This window comes from Actibacterium sp. 188UL27-1 (genome assembly GCF_016901225.1).
In the GTDB taxonomy this organism is placed as follows: Bacteria; Pseudomonadota; Alphaproteobacteria; order Rhodobacterales; family Rhodobacteraceae; genus 188UL27-1.
In genome coordinates, this window is record NZ_JAFEUL010000026.1 from 12,976 (window position 1) to 29,489 (window position 16,514).

18 protein-coding genes are annotated in these 16,514 nt (G+C 60.4%); 5 read left to right on the forward strand and 13 right to left on the reverse strand.

The genetic code is table 11. The features are described from left to right. The first annotated feature begins 26 nt into the window (after nucleotides 1-26). Both IU397_RS21235 and IU397_RS21240 read left to right on the forward strand, forming a co-directional pair. Entirely contained in the window at nucleotides 27-341 is a 315-nt protein-coding gene (locus IU397_RS21235) for a hypothetical protein (protein WP_204417485.1), read from the forward strand. Nucleotides 342-472: 131 nt separating this feature from the next. Further along, the gene (locus IU397_RS21240) at nucleotides 473-709 is read left to right on the forward strand and encodes a hypothetical protein (protein WP_204417486.1); all 237 of its coding nucleotides are present in this window, start codon (nucleotides 473-475) and stop codon (nucleotides 707-709) included. A 31-nt stretch (nucleotides 710-740) separates the two neighbouring features. Here the strand turns inward: IU397_RS21240 and IU397_RS21245 are convergent, their stop codons facing one another. The 8 genes from IU397_RS21245 to IU397_RS21280 form a co-directional block, all read right to left on the reverse strand. Then, nucleotides 741-1,736, reverse strand: a complete 996-nt coding sequence (locus IU397_RS21245; protein WP_204417488.1) for a branched-chain amino acid ABC transporter permease — start codon at nucleotides 1,734-1,736, stop codon at nucleotides 741-743. 143 nt (nucleotides 1,737-1,879) lie between these two features. Continuing rightward, nucleotides 1,880-2,758 carry a sulfotransferase gene (locus IU397_RS21250; protein ID WP_204417489.1) on the reverse strand — a complete coding sequence of 293 codons (879 nt, stop codon included), beginning with the start codon at nucleotides 2,756-2,758 and terminating at the stop codon, nucleotides 1,880-1,882. A gap of 180 nt (nucleotides 2,759-2,938) precedes the next feature. Next, nucleotides 2,939-3,757, reverse strand: a complete 819-nt coding sequence (locus IU397_RS21255; protein WP_204417490.1) for an ABC transporter ATP-binding protein — start codon at nucleotides 3,755-3,757, stop codon at nucleotides 2,939-2,941. Beyond that, nucleotides 3,754-4,212 (reverse strand): hypothetical protein, encoded by a 459-nt coding sequence (locus IU397_RS21260; RefSeq protein ID WP_204417491.1) that lies wholly within the window; start codon nucleotides 4,210-4,212, stop codon nucleotides 3,754-3,756. The genes IU397_RS21255 and IU397_RS21260 overlap by 4 nt, the downstream gene beginning before the upstream one ends. Next, entirely contained in the window at nucleotides 4,209-6,146 is a 1,938-nt protein-coding gene (locus tag IU397_RS21265; RefSeq protein WP_204417492.1) for an AMP-binding protein, read from the reverse strand. The genes IU397_RS21260 and IU397_RS21265 overlap by 4 nt, the downstream gene beginning before the upstream one ends. Nucleotides 6,147-6,321: 175 nt before the next feature. After that, nucleotides 6,322-7,074, reverse strand: coding sequence for a metallophosphoesterase (locus tag IU397_RS21270; protein ID WP_204417493.1), 753 nt, complete (start codon nucleotides 7,072-7,074; stop codon nucleotides 6,322-6,324). Nucleotides 7,075-7,180: 106 nt separating this feature from the next. Beyond that, nucleotides 7,181-8,776: a phosphoglycerate dehydrogenase gene (serA, locus tag IU397_RS21275; protein ID WP_204417494.1), complete on the reverse strand. Its 1,596-nt coding sequence runs from the start codon at nucleotides 8,774-8,776 to the stop codon at nucleotides 7,181-7,183. Nucleotides 8,777-8,869: 93 nt separating this feature from the next. After that, on the reverse strand, nucleotides 8,870-10,048 hold the full coding sequence (locus tag IU397_RS21280; protein WP_204417496.1) for a phosphoserine transaminase: 1,179 nt from the start codon (nucleotides 10,046-10,048) through the stop codon (nucleotides 8,870-8,872). A gap of 224 nt (nucleotides 10,049-10,272) precedes the next feature. Between IU397_RS21280 and serB the strand changes: the two genes are divergently transcribed. Then, the gene (gene serB / locus IU397_RS21285; RefSeq protein ID WP_204417497.1) at nucleotides 10,273-11,157 is read left to right on the forward strand and encodes a phosphoserine phosphatase SerB; all 885 of its coding nucleotides are present in this window, start codon (nucleotides 10,273-10,275) and stop codon (nucleotides 11,155-11,157) included. Nucleotides 11,158-11,176: 19 nt separating this feature from the next. On the opposite strand, the gene IU397_RS21290 is transcribed toward serB, so the two are convergent. From IU397_RS21290 to IU397_RS21300, 3 genes are all read right to left on the reverse strand, one after another. Continuing rightward, the gene (locus IU397_RS21290; protein WP_204417498.1) at nucleotides 11,177-11,761 is read right to left on the reverse strand and encodes a peptide-methionine (R)-S-oxide reductase; all 585 of its coding nucleotides are present in this window, start codon (nucleotides 11,759-11,761) and stop codon (nucleotides 11,177-11,179) included. Between the two features lie 32 nt (nucleotides 11,762-11,793). After that, nucleotides 11,794-12,078 (reverse strand): hypothetical protein, encoded by a 285-nt coding sequence (locus IU397_RS21295; RefSeq protein WP_204417499.1) that lies wholly within the window; start codon nucleotides 12,076-12,078, stop codon nucleotides 11,794-11,796. A 391-nt stretch (nucleotides 12,079-12,469) separates the two neighbouring features. Beyond that, the gene (locus IU397_RS21300) at nucleotides 12,470-13,441 is read right to left on the reverse strand and encodes an asparaginase (RefSeq protein WP_204417500.1); all 972 of its coding nucleotides are present in this window, start codon (nucleotides 13,439-13,441) and stop codon (nucleotides 12,470-12,472) included. 193 nt (nucleotides 13,442-13,634) lie between these two features. Between IU397_RS21300 and IU397_RS21305 the strand changes: the two genes are divergently transcribed. Beyond that, nucleotides 13,635-14,150 (forward strand): invasion associated locus B family protein, encoded by a 516-nt coding sequence (locus IU397_RS21305; RefSeq protein WP_370541753.1) that lies wholly within the window; start codon nucleotides 13,635-13,637, stop codon nucleotides 14,148-14,150. Nucleotides 14,151-14,191: 41 nt separating this feature from the next. Here the strand turns inward: IU397_RS21305 and IU397_RS21310 are convergent, their stop codons facing one another. Next, nucleotides 14,192-14,737 (reverse strand): hypothetical protein, encoded by a 546-nt coding sequence (locus IU397_RS21310; RefSeq protein WP_204417502.1) that lies wholly within the window; start codon nucleotides 14,735-14,737, stop codon nucleotides 14,192-14,194. Between the two features lie 86 nt (nucleotides 14,738-14,823). Here IU397_RS21310 and IU397_RS21315 point away from each other — a divergent pair, with 86 nt between their 5' ends. Next, nucleotides 14,824-15,591 (forward strand): aminoglycoside 6-adenylyltransferase, encoded by a 768-nt coding sequence (locus tag IU397_RS21315; RefSeq protein WP_204417503.1) that lies wholly within the window; start codon nucleotides 14,824-14,826, stop codon nucleotides 15,589-15,591. On the opposite strand, the gene IU397_RS21320 is transcribed toward IU397_RS21315, so the two are convergent. Then, nucleotides 15,584-16,456, reverse strand: coding sequence for an oxygenase MpaB family protein (locus tag IU397_RS21320; protein ID WP_204417505.1), 873 nt, complete (start codon nucleotides 16,454-16,456; stop codon nucleotides 15,584-15,586). The genes IU397_RS21315 and IU397_RS21320 overlap by 8 nt on opposite strands. Between the last annotated feature and the right edge of the window lie 58 nt (nucleotides 16,457-16,514).

Consider the following 16,514-nt stretch of genomic DNA (forward strand, 5'->3'; position numbering starts at 1 on the left):
TCATGCGAGGACAGGGGGTAGGGACCATGCCAACCATCGATGAACTACGCCGTCTGGCCCAATTGCGGGAAGACGGCGTACTAAGCCCGGACGCATTCGAGGTGACCCGAAACGCGATCCTGGAAGACATACCAGAAGCCGAAGAGGCCGAACCGCAAAGCCCCGCACGCGAGGGAGAGGCGCTGCCATTACTGACCGTCGTGGTCCTGTTTGCGCTGGTTCTGGGATGCCTCGGGATGCTGGTTTTTGGCCTTAGCCTGTTTACCGGCGCCGTGATCGGTGTGGTGGCCCTTGGGCTGATCACCCTCAAGCTCCATTCAGAGATCGAGGATACCCGATAAGCGACCTTACGTAACTCCCGGAAATGATCTGTTAACGAATTGACGCTCAATCGGGCCGCCCGGCGCCCCGTTTCTGCCTCAAAGCTCCAGCAATTTGTAGACAATTGTACACTGTTAAAAGGGTCCGCGGTATGGACATCAAACAACCACAGGCGGCGATCCTGTCCGCCACACGCGAAATCGCATTCTTTCAACGCATCGGAACCAGGATCGCCAAGGCGGTTCGCCCGGTCTACTGGTACATCATCGGTGGTCTGTGCCTGGTCGAGGTCGTGGCAACCCTCCTCGGTGTCAGCCCAATCCTGGCCCTGTTCCTCAGCTGTCTGGTCGTGGTGTGGTCGGCTGTGATCGCGGCGGCCAATTCCTGACCATCCGCAAGGTGATCGCCCGCCTTTTCGGTCAGACCCGTTCAATGATCTTCTCCCCAAACAGGCCTTGTGGGCGGAAAACAAGAAACAGCAGGGCCAGAACATAGGCAAACCAGTTCTCGGTGGCACCACCCACCAGGGGGCCCACCAGGAACTCGAACAGCTTTTCGCCAACCCCAATGATCAACCCGCCCACGATGGCACCGGGGATCGAGGTGAACCCACCCAGCATCAACACTGGCAGCGCCTTCAGCGCGATCAGGCTGAGGGAAAACTGAACACCCGATTTCGCCCCCCACATGATGCCCGCAACCAAGGCAACGAACCCGGCCAGCGACCAGACCAAGACCCAGATCACATTGAGAGAGATACCGACAGACAAGGCCGCCTGGTGATCGTCGGCCACAGCACGTAATGCGCGACCTTGCTTGGTATATTGCGAAAACAGGACCAGCGCGATCACAAGGATCGCGGCAACAACCGTGGCCACGATGTCCAACTGGTCGATGAAAAAGCCGTAAAAGCTCTCCCCGCCCAGCCAGGCTGTGTTTTCCTCAACCCAAAGGCTGGCACCCTGGGGCAGGCCCACATCCAGCTTCTTGATCTCGGACCCCCACATCAGGTCGCCGAACCCTTCCAGGAAATAGGCCAGACCGATGGTCGCCATGAACAGGATGATCGGTTCCTGATTGACCAGGTGCCGCATGACGAATTGCTGGACCGCCCAGGCCAGCGCGACCATCACCAATATCGTCAGAATGATCGCCGCCACGGCAGGGACGTGCCAGCCAAAATGGTGCACCTCCGTTCCAAAGATCGCGTTGATCAGATGGGCAAAGGGGACCTGACCTTCCATGATGCCCACCAGCGTCAAGGCGGCAAACAAGGCCATCACGCCCTGGGCGTAGTTAAAGATACCCGATGCCTTGAAAATCAGGACAAAGCCCAGCGCCACAAGGGCATAAAGCACCCCGGCCATCAGGCCGTTCAAGACGACCTCCACGCCATAAAGGAACTGGTCAGGCATGGGTCACCTCGATATCGGAAGGGTTGTGAGAAACGCGAGCGGATCGGTCTCGACAAAAGCCGGGCCCTGGGCATCCGTCCAATCCGCGGCCAAGGCCGGTGGGGCCGCCGGCGAAAGTGACGGGATGATCCAGCGCACCGTCATCACTGCATCGTCGCGCTCGGACGCAACTGATATCCAGCCGCCTCGACAGCGTTGCGGAACGGGGTCAGACCAGCCGTGATCATCTCAATCCGCCGGGGCGACAGCTTTGAGATCTGGCGGTCATTCATATTCGTCAGCGGTTGGGGCGCATAATCCTTCACCTTGACCCGGACCTCCTGTTCGATGCCGTCCAGGATCGGGCAGACCTTTTTTAACCGGTCGGCCGTGCCGGGCACATCTTCGATGATCCCCTCATAGGACAATGCCAGATCAACACGGTCGGACAAATGCTGCATAAACTTCAACCGGTAGCCGCATATCATGCCGACGGTCCAGTAAAACGCCTCATCCTCATTCAGCCCCTTTGGTTGCTGCGGCGGATCTATGATCCAGGAAGACTCAGTATTCATACCCGGATACCGCTTGGCCCAACTCGCGCAAATGGCGTAAGGATCGCGCGTCAGCGAAACGAGCGTGCATTGGGACGGCGCAAACCCCGCAATCATCTCTTTCATCCGCACGATATTGGTGGGTGACTTTTCCACCACCACACAAGGCTTTGGCGCCTTCTTGGCAATTCGGTTGGTCCACACGGCTTTGATCTGGTGATAGTTCAGCGGCAGATCGGGGTTGGATCGTTCCGGACCATGCAGCGCCGGGATCATCCACGCCCCCTCGCCATTGCTGGTCAGGGACACCGCTGCGGGGGCAGATGCCAAGAGCTGCGCCAGTGCGGTCGACCCCGAATTCGGCAACGTCGCGATGAAAAGCCAGTGAATGTGGTCTTCGTATCCCGTCGGCACCAAGCGAGATCGCAAATGGATCGCCTTGTTGCGCAGCTCGTTCAGCGTCGCTTTGACCGGGTGAATATTGTCCATCGAAGTCGTCCCACCAGTTGGTTGATGGCACAAACCTACCTCGGCAGCGCGTCTCGGCAATTGCAAAGGTGTGTGAACACCTCCCACAGCCTGGTTTGGGCAAGTCCATGCCAAACCGCAATCCGCCTGCACATCGCCTGCGCGGATCATGTCCGACACCCCCGTCACGCGTGGCGCGCCTCAGTCATGGGAGACACCCAGATAGGCATCGATGACATCCTGGTTGTTGCGCACCTCGTCCGGTGTGCCATCCCCGATCTTCTTGCCGTAATCCATAACCACCACCCGATCCGACAGATCCATGACCACGCCCATATCGTGCTCGATCAGGGCGACGGTGGTGCCAAATTCATCATTCACGTCAAGAATATAGCGGGACATGTCCTCTTTCTCCTCGACATTCATCCCAGCCATCGGCTCGTCCAGCAGCAGCAGCTTGGGTTCGGCTGCCAGGGCGCGCCCCAACTCGACCCGCTTTTTCAGGCCATAGGGCAGACGCCCCACCGGGGTCTTGCGGATGGCCTGGATCTCAAGAAAATCGATGATCCGCTCAACCCGCTCCCGGTTCGCGGTTTCTTCCTTTTCGGCAGCACCCCACCAGATCGCCTGCTGGATAATGTTGGATTTCATTTGGGTCAGGCGACCGGTCATGATGTTGTCCAGCACGCTCATCCCCTCAAACAAGGCGATGTTCTGGAATGTCCGGGCGATGCCCAGCCGGGCCACCTGATAGGGCCGCATCGACGGGCGCCTTTGCCCCCGAAACCAGACCTCCCCCTCCTGCGGATGGTAAAAGCCGCTGATCACGTTCAACATGCTGGACTTGCCCGCACCATTCGGGCCGATGATCGCGCGGATCTCCCCCTCGCGGATGTCAAAGCTGATATCCTTGATCGCGACCACCCCGCCAAAGCGCAGGGTGATGTTCTTCATCTCCATCATCACACCGCCAATGGTCCGTCCATCCGCAGTCACATAACTGTCGACCGTATCCTTCATGCGGTGCTCCCCGGCGATAACCCAGCGTGGCTTGTCGTAACCTCGACCTGGTTCAACCCCAGGATCTCCCGCACAACCGGGCGGACAACCAGCAAAACGGCCAACAGCAAAACCGTGACCAGCGCCAGTAATCTGTGCCCGCCCATCGGTGCGCCTGCGGGCCCGGCATTCACAAAATACCATCCCAGCGAGGCGCGCATGCGGTCCGCGGTGAACCGCCCGTCTTCCAACCAGAACAACAAACCAATGGCCGTGACAAACAAAACCACCATCACGATCAAGGCTACGAGTGCTGCCGCGTTGTACTCCCCGGCGATGACGGCCAGCGCGATCAAGGCCGCGCCGGTCTGCCACAGCCGCCGTCGGATCGACGCGCGGGCCAATAGCGGCACATCGCCCGGCACCGGCAGGGCAAGGGCCAGCAGACCAACCCCTATCGCAAAGACATAGATCACTCTGCCGCCATCCGTTGGGCAACCTGGTGGGTCTTGGCATCGCGCAGCTCCAGGGTTGCCTTGATTGCCCCCTTGCGTCCGTCCTCATAGGTGACCTCGGTCACCGTCGAAACGCTGCTCGACCCATCATAAAGCGCGGCGATCAGGTCGGCGAACTTCTCCTCAACGATCCGGCGACGCACCTTGCGAGTGCGGGTCATTTCGCCGTCATCGGGGTCCAATTCCTTGTGCAGCACCAAAAACCGGTGGATCTGGCAGCCCGACAGCATCTCATCCTCGGCCACGCTGACATTCACCTCTTCGACATGGGCCTGGATGGTGGACAGGACCTGCGGATGGCCGGCCAGTTCCTGATAACTGCCATAGGCAATGTTGTTACGCTCCGCCCAGTTGCCCACCGCCGTCAGATCGATGTTGATGAAGGCCGTGCACATGTCGCGGCCATTGCCAAACACCACGACCTCCAGAATGTTGGGAAAGAATTTCAGCTTGTTCTCAACATATTTCGGGGCAAACAGGCTGCCATCGGCCATTTTGCCGACATCCTTCGCCCGGTCGATGATGCGCAAATGGCCCGTATCAGCCTCAATGAACCCCGCATCGCCGGTAGCGACCCAGCCGTCGGCATCTTTGGTCCCGGCGGTGCTGTCGGCATTCTTGAAATATTCCTGGAACACCCCGGGGGAGCGGTAAAAAACCTCTCCATTCTCGGCGATCTTCAGTTCAACACCGGGGGTCGGAGTGCCCACCGTGTCCGGCCGCACCTCGTGATCCTTTTGTTGGGTGATAAACACGCTGGCCTCGGTCTGGCCATAGAGCTGCTTCAGATTGATCCCAAGGCTGCGGTAAAAATCAAAGATTTCGGGCCCGATCGCCTCACCCGCCGTGTAGCCCACGCGCACCTTGCTCAGGCCAAGGGTGTTTTTCAGCGGGCCATAGACCAGGATCTCCCCCAAACGGTACAGCAATTTGTCAGAGCCGCTGACCGCCTTGCCATCCAGCAATGCGGGCCCAACCCGCTTCGCCACATCCATGAAGTAGTGGAACATGCGCCGCTTCAGGCCACCCGCATCCTCCATCCGGATCATCACATGGGTCAGCTGCGTTTCAAAAATCCGCGGCGGTGCAAAGTAATAGGTCGGCCCGATCTCTCGCAGATCGGTCATCATCGTGTCGGCGCTTTCGGGGCAGTTCACGCAGAACCCGTTCCAATAGGCCTGCCCGATGGAAAAGATGAAATCCCCAACCCAGGCCATGGGCAAATAGGCCAAGACCTCTTCCCCCTGCCCCAGATGGTCGAAGTCACTGGAATTGCGGGAGGTTTCAATGATGTTGTGATTGCTCAGCACCACGCCTTTGGGCTTACCGGTGGTGCCAGAGGTATACAGCATAACGCAGGTGGATTGCATGTCCAGCGCCGCTCCGCGCGACTGCAACACCGGCTTCAGATCGGCTGCGGCTTTGCCTTTCGCGATCAGATCTTTCAACGAATGCAGATGGGTATGGTCGTATTTCCGCAAGCCGCGCGTATCAAGGTAGATCATCTGTTCGATCCCGGTGACGCGCTCGCGCACCTCCAGCACCTTGTCGACCTGCTCCTGGTCCCCGGCGATGACGATCCGTGCACCGCAATGGTCCAGCACATAGGTCATCTCTTCGGCGACGGCGTCCTGGTACAGCGGCACCGGCACGCCGCCCGCCATCTGCACCCCAACCATCGACATATACAGCTCAGGCCGGTTGCGCCCGATGATGGCAACATGCTCGCCCGGCTGCAGGTCAAGCGACAGCAGACCAAGGGCGATCCCCTCGACCTCATCCAGCGCCTCGGCCCAGGTCCAGGCCTGCCAGATGCCAAACTCTTTTTCGCGATAGGCCGGTTGGTCGCCGAATGATTGCGCATTGCGACGCAACAAAGCCGGTATCGAACCCATGTCTGGCACCGTCACAGCATCCTCCCCTGCAGCGCTTCATTGTTGAGCACTGTCGATTTCTTAACGAATATAATCGGCGACAGATCGGAATCGTCAAATAATTTTTGAACACCTGTTCAAATAAAATCGATTGACGTCTCAAAACAGCGGCATGCTACCGGTCCGTGGCGGCGTGTCAGCCGGCCATGATCTGTGGAATCGGCTCCAGGATCTCCCGTCCATCGTCAGTCAGATGCCAAACCGCGTTGCCTTCGATCACGATGGCCGTCAGGGGCCCGCCATAGGCCGCACCGCTATCGATGTTCACGCGGTTGCCGTAATGCGTGACCTGCCGGATCGGTGTATGACCATGGACGATCAACGCGCCGTGGTCCCGCATATCCATCAAAAAGGCATCGCGGATCCAGACCAGATCATCTTCATCCTGCCGATCCAGCGGAAGGCCCGGGCGAATGCCAGCGTGGCACAGGAAAACGTCACCCAGGTGCAAACTGTTCTGCAAACCCTCCAAAAACGTGATGTGGTGTTCAGATACCGCTTCGCGGGCATCGGCATGGATAGCGGCCCTGTCCCGCCTTGGGGAGACATCAACCCCATAGGATGCCAGGGTCGTCTTGCCCCCCATGTTGTCCTGCAGCCAATGGAGGTCGTCGCGCAGTTGGTCTCGCTTGCGCTCCGGCTCCAGAAAGCGGCGCATCATGCGGTCATGGTTGCCCTTCATGAAATGCCACGGGGCCCCCGCCGCTTGCCCGGCAATCAGGTAATCCAGCAGACCCGCCACGTTGGGGCCGCGGTCGCAATAATCGCCGATATGTATCACCGGGGCGTCGTAGTCACCCGTCAGGTCCCGATCCCGGTCGATCCGGTCGTGGGCCGCGCGCGCCAGGTCGAGATGTCCGTGAATGTCGCCGATTGCGTAAAGCCGCATAGGATGTCCTATTTATGGGTCGGATGGCATATAAACAGCATTCCCAGCTTAACACCCCCCATCGGCAAAAAGGCACTGTCCCCGCGGGGACAGTGCCTTTTTCATGTCAGGCCACGTCAAAGATGAGGGGTCGCACCGATTGGAACATGCCGGTCTGGGACAGCTTGTCCAAGACAGGGGTCGGGATCGGATCATCGACGTATAGCAGGGCAATCGCCTCTTTCCCGCGATCGGCACGGCCCAAGGTAAAGTTGGCGATATTGACGCCGTTTTCGCCCATGGTCTGGCCCAACGTGCCGATAATGCCGGGCATATCGGTGTTGGTCGTATAGAGCATATGGCCGCCGATCTCGGCATCGATGTTGATGCCCTTGATCTGGATAAACCGTGGTTTTCCATCGGAAAACACGGTGCCCGCAATGGAACGTTCGCGGTCTTCGGTCACGACGGTCAGTTTGATATAGGCCTCAAAGATGCCGGTCCGTCCCTGGGTGGTGCGACTGACCTTGATCCCACGATCCTTGGCCAGGACGGGGGCGGAGACCATGTTGACCTCGGGGTTGGTGGCCTTCATGAGACCAGCGATGGTGGCGCAGTTCAGCGCCTCAAGATTTAGGTCAGCCACCGTGCCGTCATACAAGATATTGATGGCCTTAACCGGCTCATCGGTCAACTGTCCGACAAAAGCGCCGAGGTGCTCGGCCAGTTTGACCCAGGGGGTCATGACCTTGGCCTCCTCCGCCTTGACAGAGGGCATATTTAGCGCATTGGTGACCGCACCCGTCAACAGGTAGTCCGACATCTGTTCAGCCACCTGAAGTGCGACGTTCTCCTGCGCCTCCGTCGTGGCGGCACCCAGGTGGGGCGTTACCACGACATTATCGAGGTTAAAGAGCGGTGACTCGGTTGCAGGTTCCACGGCAAAGACATCGAAAGCGGCCCCGGCGACACGACCGTCTTTCAGGGCTTCGGCCAGGGCCTCTTCGTCCACCAGACCACCGCGAGCGCAGTTGACGATGCGGACACCCGGCTTGAGTTTGGCGATGTTTTCGCGCGACAGGATGTTCTTGGTCTTTTCGGTCAGCGGGACGTGAAGCGTGATAAAGTCAGCTTTTTCAAGGAGTTCATCCAGTTCAACCTTGCGGACGCCCAGCTTGTCGGCGCGTTCTTCACTAAGGAACGGATCAAAGGCGATCACCTTCATTTTCAGGCCAAGGGCGCGTTCGGCGGCGATGGATCCGATATTGCCGCACCCGATCACGCCCAGAGTCTTGGCCGTCAGCTCAACCCCCATGAAGCGCGATTTTTCCCATTTACCGGAATGGGTTGAGGCATTGGCCTCGGGGATTTGCCGGGCCACGGCCATCATCATCGCGATGGCATGTTCGGCGGTGGTGATGGAATTGCCGAAGGGGGTGTTCATGACGATCACCCCTTGCTGCGACGCCTTTGGAATATCGACGTTATCGACGCCGATGCCGGCGCGACCAATCACCTTGAGGTTGGTCGCGGCTGCCAGCACCTTTTCAGTGACTTTAGTGGCGGAGCGGATGGCGAGGCCATCGTAATTTCCGATGATTTCCAGCAGCTTATCCTTGTCCTTGCCAAGGGCGGGCTGGAAATCGACATCGATGCCACGGTCACGAAAGATCTGAACGGCGGTTTCACTGAGCTTGTCAGAGACGAGAACTTTGGGGGCCATTTTGGGCTCCTATTTACGGATGTGCGGCGGATGCAGAACCGATGCACAAGGCATGCATACGGCATACATACGCGGTTAGCGCACGATAGGGGGTTAAGCGACGGCTTTCTGTGCGGAAATCTCGGCCTCGAACGCCCAGGCGAGCCAAGGCAGCATGGCCGAGATGTCTGATGTCTCGACAGTGGCGCCGCACCAGATCCGCAGGCCCGGAGGGGCATCGCGGTAGCCGCCGATATCCAGGGCCACGCCTTCGGCTTCCAACCGTTTGGCGATGGCTTTGGCAAAGGCCGCGCCGTCATCAATCCGATCATCGGTGAATTTCAGACAGACGGAGGTGTTGGACCGGGTCGCCGGATCCGTCGCCAGATGGTCGATCCATGGGGTCGCGGCCACGAAATCTGCGACCGCCTTGGCATTGGCATCAGCGCGGGCGATCAGGCCCGGGAGCCCGCCGACGGACTCCGCCCAATCGAGGGCCTGCAGGTAGTCTTCGACGCAAAGCATGGAGGGGGTGTTGATGGTCTCCCCCCGGAAAATGCCCTCGTTCAGCTTGCCGCCTTTGGTCAGGCGGAAGATCTTGGGCAGGGGCCAGGGCGGCGTGTAAGTTTCCAACCGGTCCACCGCGCGGGGAGAGAGGATGAGCATGCCATGGGCCGCCTCGCCCCCCAGCACCTTTTGCCAACTATAGGTGACGACATCGAGCTTGTCCCAAGGCAGGTCCATGGCGAAGGCGGCGGAGGTCGCGTCACACAAGGTCAGGCCCGCGCGGTCTGCCGAAATGGCGTCCCCGTTGGCCATGCGGACACCGGATGTGGTACCATTCCAGGTGAAACAGACGTCTTTGTCATAGTCGAGCGCGGCCATGTCGACGATCTGGCCATAGGGCGCGTCATGCACCTGCGCGTCGAGTTTCAACTGTTTGACCGCGTCGGTGACCCAGCCTGCGCCGAAGCTTTCCCAGGCGACCATTTCCACGGGGCGCTGGCCCAGCATGGTCCACATGGCCATTTCATAGGCACCCGTATCCGAGGCGGGCACGATGCCGATTTTGTAATCGGCGGGAATGCCGAGGATCGTGCGCGTGCGTTCGATGGCTGCTTTCAGCTTGTCCTTACCGATGGCGGCGCGGTGGGAGCGACCCAAAGCGGCATCCGACAGCTTGCTGAGTGCGAAGGTTGGAGGTTTGGCGCAAGGACCGGAGGAGAAACGCGGGTTGGCCGGAATGTCCACAGGTTTTATGCCCGGCTGCGTGGCCGGTTGAGGTGTCGTCATTGGTGGTATCCTTACAGATAAGCGCCCTTCGTTGGGGAAGGGTGTCCCACCTGCGGGGATAGCCGCTGACCATGAGTCGCTGCAACCAGGAAATCGATTGCTTTTGAGATGTGAGGCGATTTTGACGGCGCGGCAGGGGCGTATCGGAAACTTGCGTGACTTGGTCTGGCAGCGCGGTGGAAGGCGTGGTTAGTCACAGGTGTCGTTGGGAAGGGAAGCTGCGCGTGTATGTTGTTACCTTGATTGCCGGGCCGGACGGTGGCCCGTCGACCGCAGGATCTGTCGATGCGCTGCATCGGTCATGGGGCGCGAAGGGCGGAATCACGTGGCTGGCCCCGGACGCGGCGGCACGGTTCGTGGTCCCGGATGTACCGCCGGATTTTCAGCAGGCTTGGGAGCGCCGGGATGCGGAGGGCATCGATCTGGTGATCACCCCTGTTGCGGCGGGCAGTGTGAAGAAGCTGCTGCTGGCCGATATGGATTCGACCATGATCGGGCAGGAATGCATTGATGAATTGGCGGATGAGGCCGGGGTCGGTGACCGGGTTGCCGGTATCACGGCGCGCGCGATGAACGGCGAGCTGGATTTCGATGCGGCCCTGCGGGAGCGGGTCGGGTTGCTGAAGGGGCTGGATGTAGACGTGATCGCACGGGTTCTGGCGGAGCGGATCACCTTGGCCCCCGGGGCTGCGACCTTGATCGCGACGATGCGGGCGCGGGGATGCCACACGGCGCTGGTTTCCGGCGGGTTCACGGCGTTTACCGAGGCGATTGCCGGGCGTTTGGGCATGGATGAACACCGCGCCAACATCCTGGTCGCGGCCGATGGCGTGCTGACCGGAAAGGTGGGTGCGCCGATCCTGGGGGCCGATGCTAAGGTGCGGGCGCTGGCAGAGATCCGCGACAGGCTGGGTTTGGAACCGGTGGACGTGATCGCCGTGGGCGACGGGGCCAATGACCTGCCGATGCTGAAGATTGCGGGGCTGGGCGTGGCGGCCCATGCCAAACCGGCGGTGCGGGCGCAGTCACCCATTCAGATCAACCACGCCGATCTGACCGCGCTTTTGTACCTGCAGGGCATTCCGAAGGCCGCGTTCGTCGAGATGTAGCACCGACGCAGACATCTGGTCAGACGGCGGCGGGGCGGAATTTGAGGCTGGCACCGTTGATGCAATGGAGGACCTGGCCCTTGAGCGGGACGAGGTGGCCAAGATGGCTGCCGCAGCGGCGACAATGGGCCTCCATCGCGGTGAGGGATTTGAATTCATCCATCATTTCAGAGCCTTCGGGCCATTCGATACCGGTCATCACGGTGTTGGGGATCGAATGCTGGAAGAAGACCCAACCGATTTCCAGCACGGTCTTCCACTTGGCCTCGTAGATCTCAAGGTCGCAGCCCTTGCAGCTGTAGATCCCCGCCTCTTCGCTGGTTTTCTCCCAATAGGGGTGGGATTTCTTGGCCTCGGTATGGCCTTCGCGGAGGATCATGTATTCGTCATCCGTCAGCGTGGCGCGCCATTCGGCTTCGGTCCGGGTGACCTCGTAGGGGAAGGTATCATCGCCGCTGACCCAGCGCGCCCTGGCCGGTGACGTGGAGACCGTCAGGGCCGCGGCACCGGCGGTTGCATAAAGGAAATGTCGACGTGTCACGGGAGAAATCATCATATCCTCGATGCGTTGGATCGTGGCGAATGTGGTGTGGGGTGCCGCCATGTGACGGCACCCCGGTGATATCGGAACCGGGATCAGTCGCGCTCGCGGGCCCGCTCCAGGATCAGGTTGGCTTGGCCGACCTTGTCGTTCCGCTCGGCGTCGGAGTGGATCAGGTTGTTGAGGCGGGCAACTTCGCTGAGCGTCAGCTTTTCGATGCCATCCGTGGTGATCCCTTCGGAGGTCAGGCTGTTGAACAGCGCGCCGATCATCATGCTTTGGCCGTTGTTGATCGAGGCGGCGTTGTCCTGCGCGAAGGCGCCAGTGGTTGCCGAAAGAGCCAGGCCAGCAGCAAGCGCGATAGCAGTCAGTTTTCTCATGAGTCCATCCTTTGGAAGCTAGTGTTATTTGCGTTCAGTTTCAGGGAGTTGCGATGTCTTCCCGGTCCGCCCTGGCACCCTCTTAATAGCAAGGCGGCCGATCACACGCGCCCAACGAGCCCGTGTAGGGTTTCGTGATCCGCATACTGTCGCATGCCATCTTTGAGGAGTGTCACGCTGGCAAAAACCGCCAGATGCCAAGCGGTTACCCAACCTGTAACATCATCACGGAGTTGCGTGAACGACTGAAATACGCTGTCACATGGCCGTGTTTCGCGGAAACATGCTGCCCTGACGGAAAGACGCGGACCGCATTTCGCCGGTTTTCAGCGCGGGGCGACCCGTGATTTGTGCCGTCACGGACCCTGCCGAACGGCTGCGATTCGAGATCTCAGGGAAATTCGACCCGAATATGGCCCGTGACGAGGTCGCGCCGGTTCAGGATCGGCGCATTCACCCGGCGCAGCACTGCCGGATCATCGGGCGCCAGAACCCCAAGGCGCACCAGCAGGGCCGCCACGACGGCTTCGGCAGCGCGGGTTGTGCCACAAAGCGCCTTGAGCGCGATGCCCTTGCCCAAGCCCGGCAGGATCGCGACGAACACCCCCTCTGCCCCCGTTTTCAATGCGGCCTGCCCCTGGGCGGCGCGCATCAACTCGGTACAGGCCCGTCCTTCACCGGCGACGAGGGCCGGATACGCCATCATGGCATTGCGCAACCGCGCCGGCGCGCTGCCATCCTTGGCGGTCGCGAACCGGGCCATGGCCGTGGCGAGACCCCGCAAGGAGACGGAGAGGTTGGGCGCCGAGCAGCCATCGATCGCGTGATCGGCCACATCCTCCCCCGTGATATCCTCCTGCGCGGCCCGCACGGCGATCTGCACGGGATGATCGGGATCGATGTAGTCAGGCCCGGCACCCAGATGCTGCCCCAGGGTCAGAAAGCCCGTATGCTTGCCCGAACAGTTGTTGTGATATTGGCACGGGCTGTGATCGGCGCGGATCAATCCGGTGCGGGCCGGTTTGTCCGTCGGCAATTGCGGGCCACAGCGCAGGTCGCCATCGCCCAGCGCCAGATCAGCCAGCCAGCGTCGCACCCGGTCGGTATGGATCGCAGCACCTTTATGGGAGGCGCAGGCCAGTGCCAGATGTTCATCCGTAAGACCGCGTTGATCGGCAGCGCCACTATTTACCAGCGGCAATGCCTGGATCATCTTGGAGGAGGAGCGGGGCAGGATCACCGTATCATGGGCGCCCCAGGCCTGTTCCACCGTGCCATCCGCGGCGCAAACCACCGCCTGCACCTGGTGCACGCTTTCCCGATACGCACCGCGCCACACCACAACCTGCGCCAAACTGCCCATAGCCCTTGGCCCCCTTCGATCTTGTTTCATTATTATGCACCATCGGGGGCTTTCCCCATTGGGCGCTTTTGCGTTATTGTCCATGGCAGACTAGGACAGCAATCCCGTTGCCAGACAAGATGCCATTGAAGGCCCGCTGGGGGAACGCGTCGAGGCAGAGACAGCAGAAGGCGTAAATTGTATGATGTCATGGATGAAAGCTGGGATCGTGGCCAGCATCTGTTTGGCGGCCAGTTGGGCCGTTGCACAGGAAAGCACCAACCGCGTGTCAGAGAACACCGATTGGAGCGTGTTTGCCGAACCGGCAGATGGACCCAAGGAATGCTGGGGTGTTTCGGCCCCGAAAGAGACGGTGAACACGCGCGATGGCCGTGTGGTGGCCGTGCGGCGCAGCGATATCCTGCTTTTCGTGACCTACCGTCCCGGCAATGGTGGATCACCTGAAGTGTCGTTTACCGGCGGATATCCTTTTGCTGACGGCTCCACCGTGTCGATGCAAGTGGGCGACAGCACGTTCGAGCTGTTCACCGAAGGTGAGTTTGCCTGGCCCGCACCGGAAGATGACGCCAAGATCGTGGCAGCGATGAAACGTGGCGCCGATTCCGTGCTGACGGCACGTTCTGCCCGCGGAACCCAGACGAAAGATACGTTTTCGTTGCTGGGCTTCACGGCGGCACAGGAAGATGCGGCCAAACGCTGTTCGGGTTGATCGAAGCGGCCGCGCCCACCGGGCAGGTCGAGGTCAGGATATCATCGAAGGCTATTGGTATAGATGATACGGGTCTTGCCCTTGGCAGCCCTGTCATGTGTCATCGTGCTGTAAGCGAGGAAGTCGGATAGAGTATGCGGGGTTTGGATGATGCGGCCTTCCGCCGAATCCGGTGTTGTATCGGTTAACGTGCCGGTCGTCTCAACCCGGACCCGCAGGATCGCATCCGCCAAGGTCAGTTTGAACCGGCTGGTCACCGTGACCCCTGCCATCCGCGTGATCCGTGTCACCATTCGGACATTGGCGGGAGAGGTCTGGAGATCGGCCAGCCACGGCTGGGATGGCGGCGCATCGGATAGGTCGGACGAGACTGCGGGATGCAGTATCCGACCGGTCGGGACATCGATGATCATCAACCCGGTCCGAAGCTCTGCAAAGCCCTGCGCGGTGACCCTATCGCGCTGTCCATTGACCTGCAGGCTGTGGTCAAACGCGATATCGATGATCTGCCGATCTTGTGCCGGAGCGGGCAGTGCAGCCGCAACCCATGCAGTTGTCAGGGTGGTGCAGAAACATCGGCGATCCATTGCGCCTTTCCCGAGAGTGGTTCGACAGGCCGTGCTGCCAGGTCTATCGTTTGACCATGACTATTCCAAAGCGCCTGAGCGAGGCAATGCAGACCACCCCCCAGCTTGAGGTCCTGTGCCTGGCTGGCAGTCTGGGCCGCGGGGCTGGCGACGATTTCAGCGATTATGACTTTGTCGGCGTCGTCGATCCGGCGGAGCGTGCGGAGGTTGCCAAACGGTTTCGCACGGCCTGCGAGATTTTGCAGCCGGTTGTCCTGTGGCGGCAGATGGGGCGCCCGCCCGCCCTGATCAACGCGATCCTGCAGGATTGGACACGAATCGACCTGTTCATGACGGATCGCGCGGCGTTCGAGCGACGCGCACAAACTGATCTGCTGGTGTTGCACGACCCCGACAACATCGTTGCGACCCTGCCGCAGGTGGTGCCCGCGCCTGATCCAAAGGGACGCGTGGCCTATGCGATTGAGGAGTTCATTCGCGTTCTTGGCCTGATCTCGGTCGTGATCGGGCGGGGGGAGTTGCATACGGCGATATGGGGCGTGGCGCTAGAAAAGGATCAGCTGATCACCATCATGCAGGTTACGGGCGGGTTGGATAGTGCAGGCGGCGCGCTGCATCTGTCAAAGACGCTGTTGCCCGCGGATATGGAGGCGTTGATGGCCTTGCCGTATCCCGGTCCCGACCCGGACGAGATTTTGGCGTCCCATTTCGCCATGGCGCGCGCCTTTTTCCCGCGCGCCCGTGCCCTTGCCGCAGAGTTGGACCTGACTTGGCCCACGGCGTTTGAGGCGGCCACCCGCGATCTGCTGGTGGCCCGGTTCGGCCCCGAGGCGGGGGCGTGTTTCGTTACCTGACCTTGTGGAAGGTGCCCAATTCCTCGATCCGGTAACCTTCCGGGTAGGTCGGGCGGGGGACCTGTGTCAGGTACCGGGGTTTGCGTCGCAGCGGGAGCCGCTTGAGAAGGCCAGACCGAAGACGGAGTGCGGCCATGAGCATGCCCCGGACCCAGCTTGGCGCGGGCGCCAATCCCATACTGTCTAATAGCCGCTGATCCAGAAAGGCGCGCACGGCGGGCCGCCCCATCCAGAACAGCCAGCTTGGCACATAAAAGCCCAGCAGCAGAACAGTCGTGGCATCGGCGATCCGCCGGTTCGTGTCGGCAAAACGAAAGTGGGTGGCCTCATATTCGACGTTGAAACGCATCATATCGGTCAGGTCGGTGGGGATCTGTTCAATCCCCATCCGTTCGCCCAAACCGCGGTAGTACAGGAACCAGGCGCGTTTTTCCCGGTTGGTCATGGACCTGCGCCCGAAACGGTCCAGCCAGCGGATCGGTTCGCAGATAAAGGTCGACAAGACGTAAAGCATGTCACCGTTACCGATCCTGAACCGCCCATGCATGGCGTTCATGCGTGCGATGGAACGCTGCCCCTCGGTACTGTCCAACCCATTTTCGATGGTTTCGGCCAGGATCAGTTCGGTATCGTCATAGCGTTTGCGGGGGCGGGTCTCAAACTCTCCGGTTTTTGCCAAAAGGCCCGAGATCGCGGGCACGGCATAGGTACGAAACAGAGCGAATTCCAACGCGCGTTCGATATCCCACGAGAATTCATAGGCGTAGAGCAGGCGGGCAATCTCCTCATAGCTGGCCTCCGGGTCGAGCGCTGCGATCTGATCGGCAGCAGATGGGGGTCTGCTTGGTGCGGTGGTGTCCGTCATAATAAGCGGCCTTTGGTCCATATCGGGCCCGGCTTTTGTAATCACGCCGGGTCCAAGT

Coding starts and splice junctions, on each gene's coding strand:
- IU397_RS21255 (WP_204417490.1), bottom strand. CDS start 3,757: ATGAAGGATACGGTCGACAGTTATGTGACTGCGGATGGACGGACCATT.
- IU397_RS21290 (WP_204417498.1), bottom strand. CDS start 11,761: ATGGCGGCACCCCACACCACATTCGCCACGATCCAACGCATCGAGGAT.
- IU397_RS21320 (WP_204417505.1), bottom strand. CDS start 16,456: ATGACGGACACCACCGCACCAAGCAGACCCCCATCTGCTGCCGATCAG.
- IU397_RS21235 (WP_204417485.1), top strand. CDS start 27: ATGCCAACCATCGATGAACTACGCCGTCTGGCCCAATTGCGGGAAGAC.
- IU397_RS21240 (WP_204417486.1), top strand. CDS start 473: ATGGACATCAAACAACCACAGGCGGCGATCCTGTCCGCCACACGCGAA.
- IU397_RS21280 (WP_204417496.1), bottom strand. CDS start 10,048: ATGACGACACCTCAACCGGCCACGCAGCCGGGCATAAAACCTGTGGAC.
- IU397_RS21305 (WP_370541753.1), top strand. CDS start 13,635: ATGAAAGCTGGGATCGTGGCCAGCATCTGTTTGGCGGCCAGTTGGGCC.
- IU397_RS21270 (WP_204417493.1), bottom strand. CDS start 7,074: ATGCGGCTTTACGCAATCGGCGACATTCACGGACATCTCGACCTGGCG.
- serA (WP_204417494.1), bottom strand. CDS start 8,776: ATGGCCCCCAAAGTTCTCGTCTCTGACAAGCTCAGTGAAACCGCCGTT.
- IU397_RS21265 (WP_204417492.1), bottom strand. CDS start 6,146: ATGGGTTCGATACCGGCTTTGTTGCGTCGCAATGCGCAATCATTCGGC.
- IU397_RS21315 (WP_204417503.1), top strand. CDS start 14,824: ATGCAGACCACCCCCCAGCTTGAGGTCCTGTGCCTGGCTGGCAGTCTG.
- IU397_RS21310 (WP_204417502.1), bottom strand. CDS start 14,737: ATGGATCGCCGATGTTTCTGCACCACCCTGACAACTGCATGGGTTGCG.
- IU397_RS21245 (WP_204417488.1), bottom strand. CDS start 1,736: ATGCCTGACCAGTTCCTTTATGGCGTGGAGGTCGTCTTGAACGGCCTG.
- IU397_RS21300 (WP_204417500.1), bottom strand. CDS start 13,441: ATGGGCAGTTTGGCGCAGGTTGTGGTGTGGCGCGGTGCGTATCGGGAA.
- IU397_RS21295 (WP_204417499.1), bottom strand. CDS start 12,078: ATGAGAAAACTGACTGCTATCGCGCTTGCTGCTGGCCTGGCTCTTTCG.
- IU397_RS21250 (WP_204417489.1), bottom strand. CDS start 2,758: ATGGACAATATTCACCCGGTCAAAGCGACGCTGAACGAGCTGCGCAAC.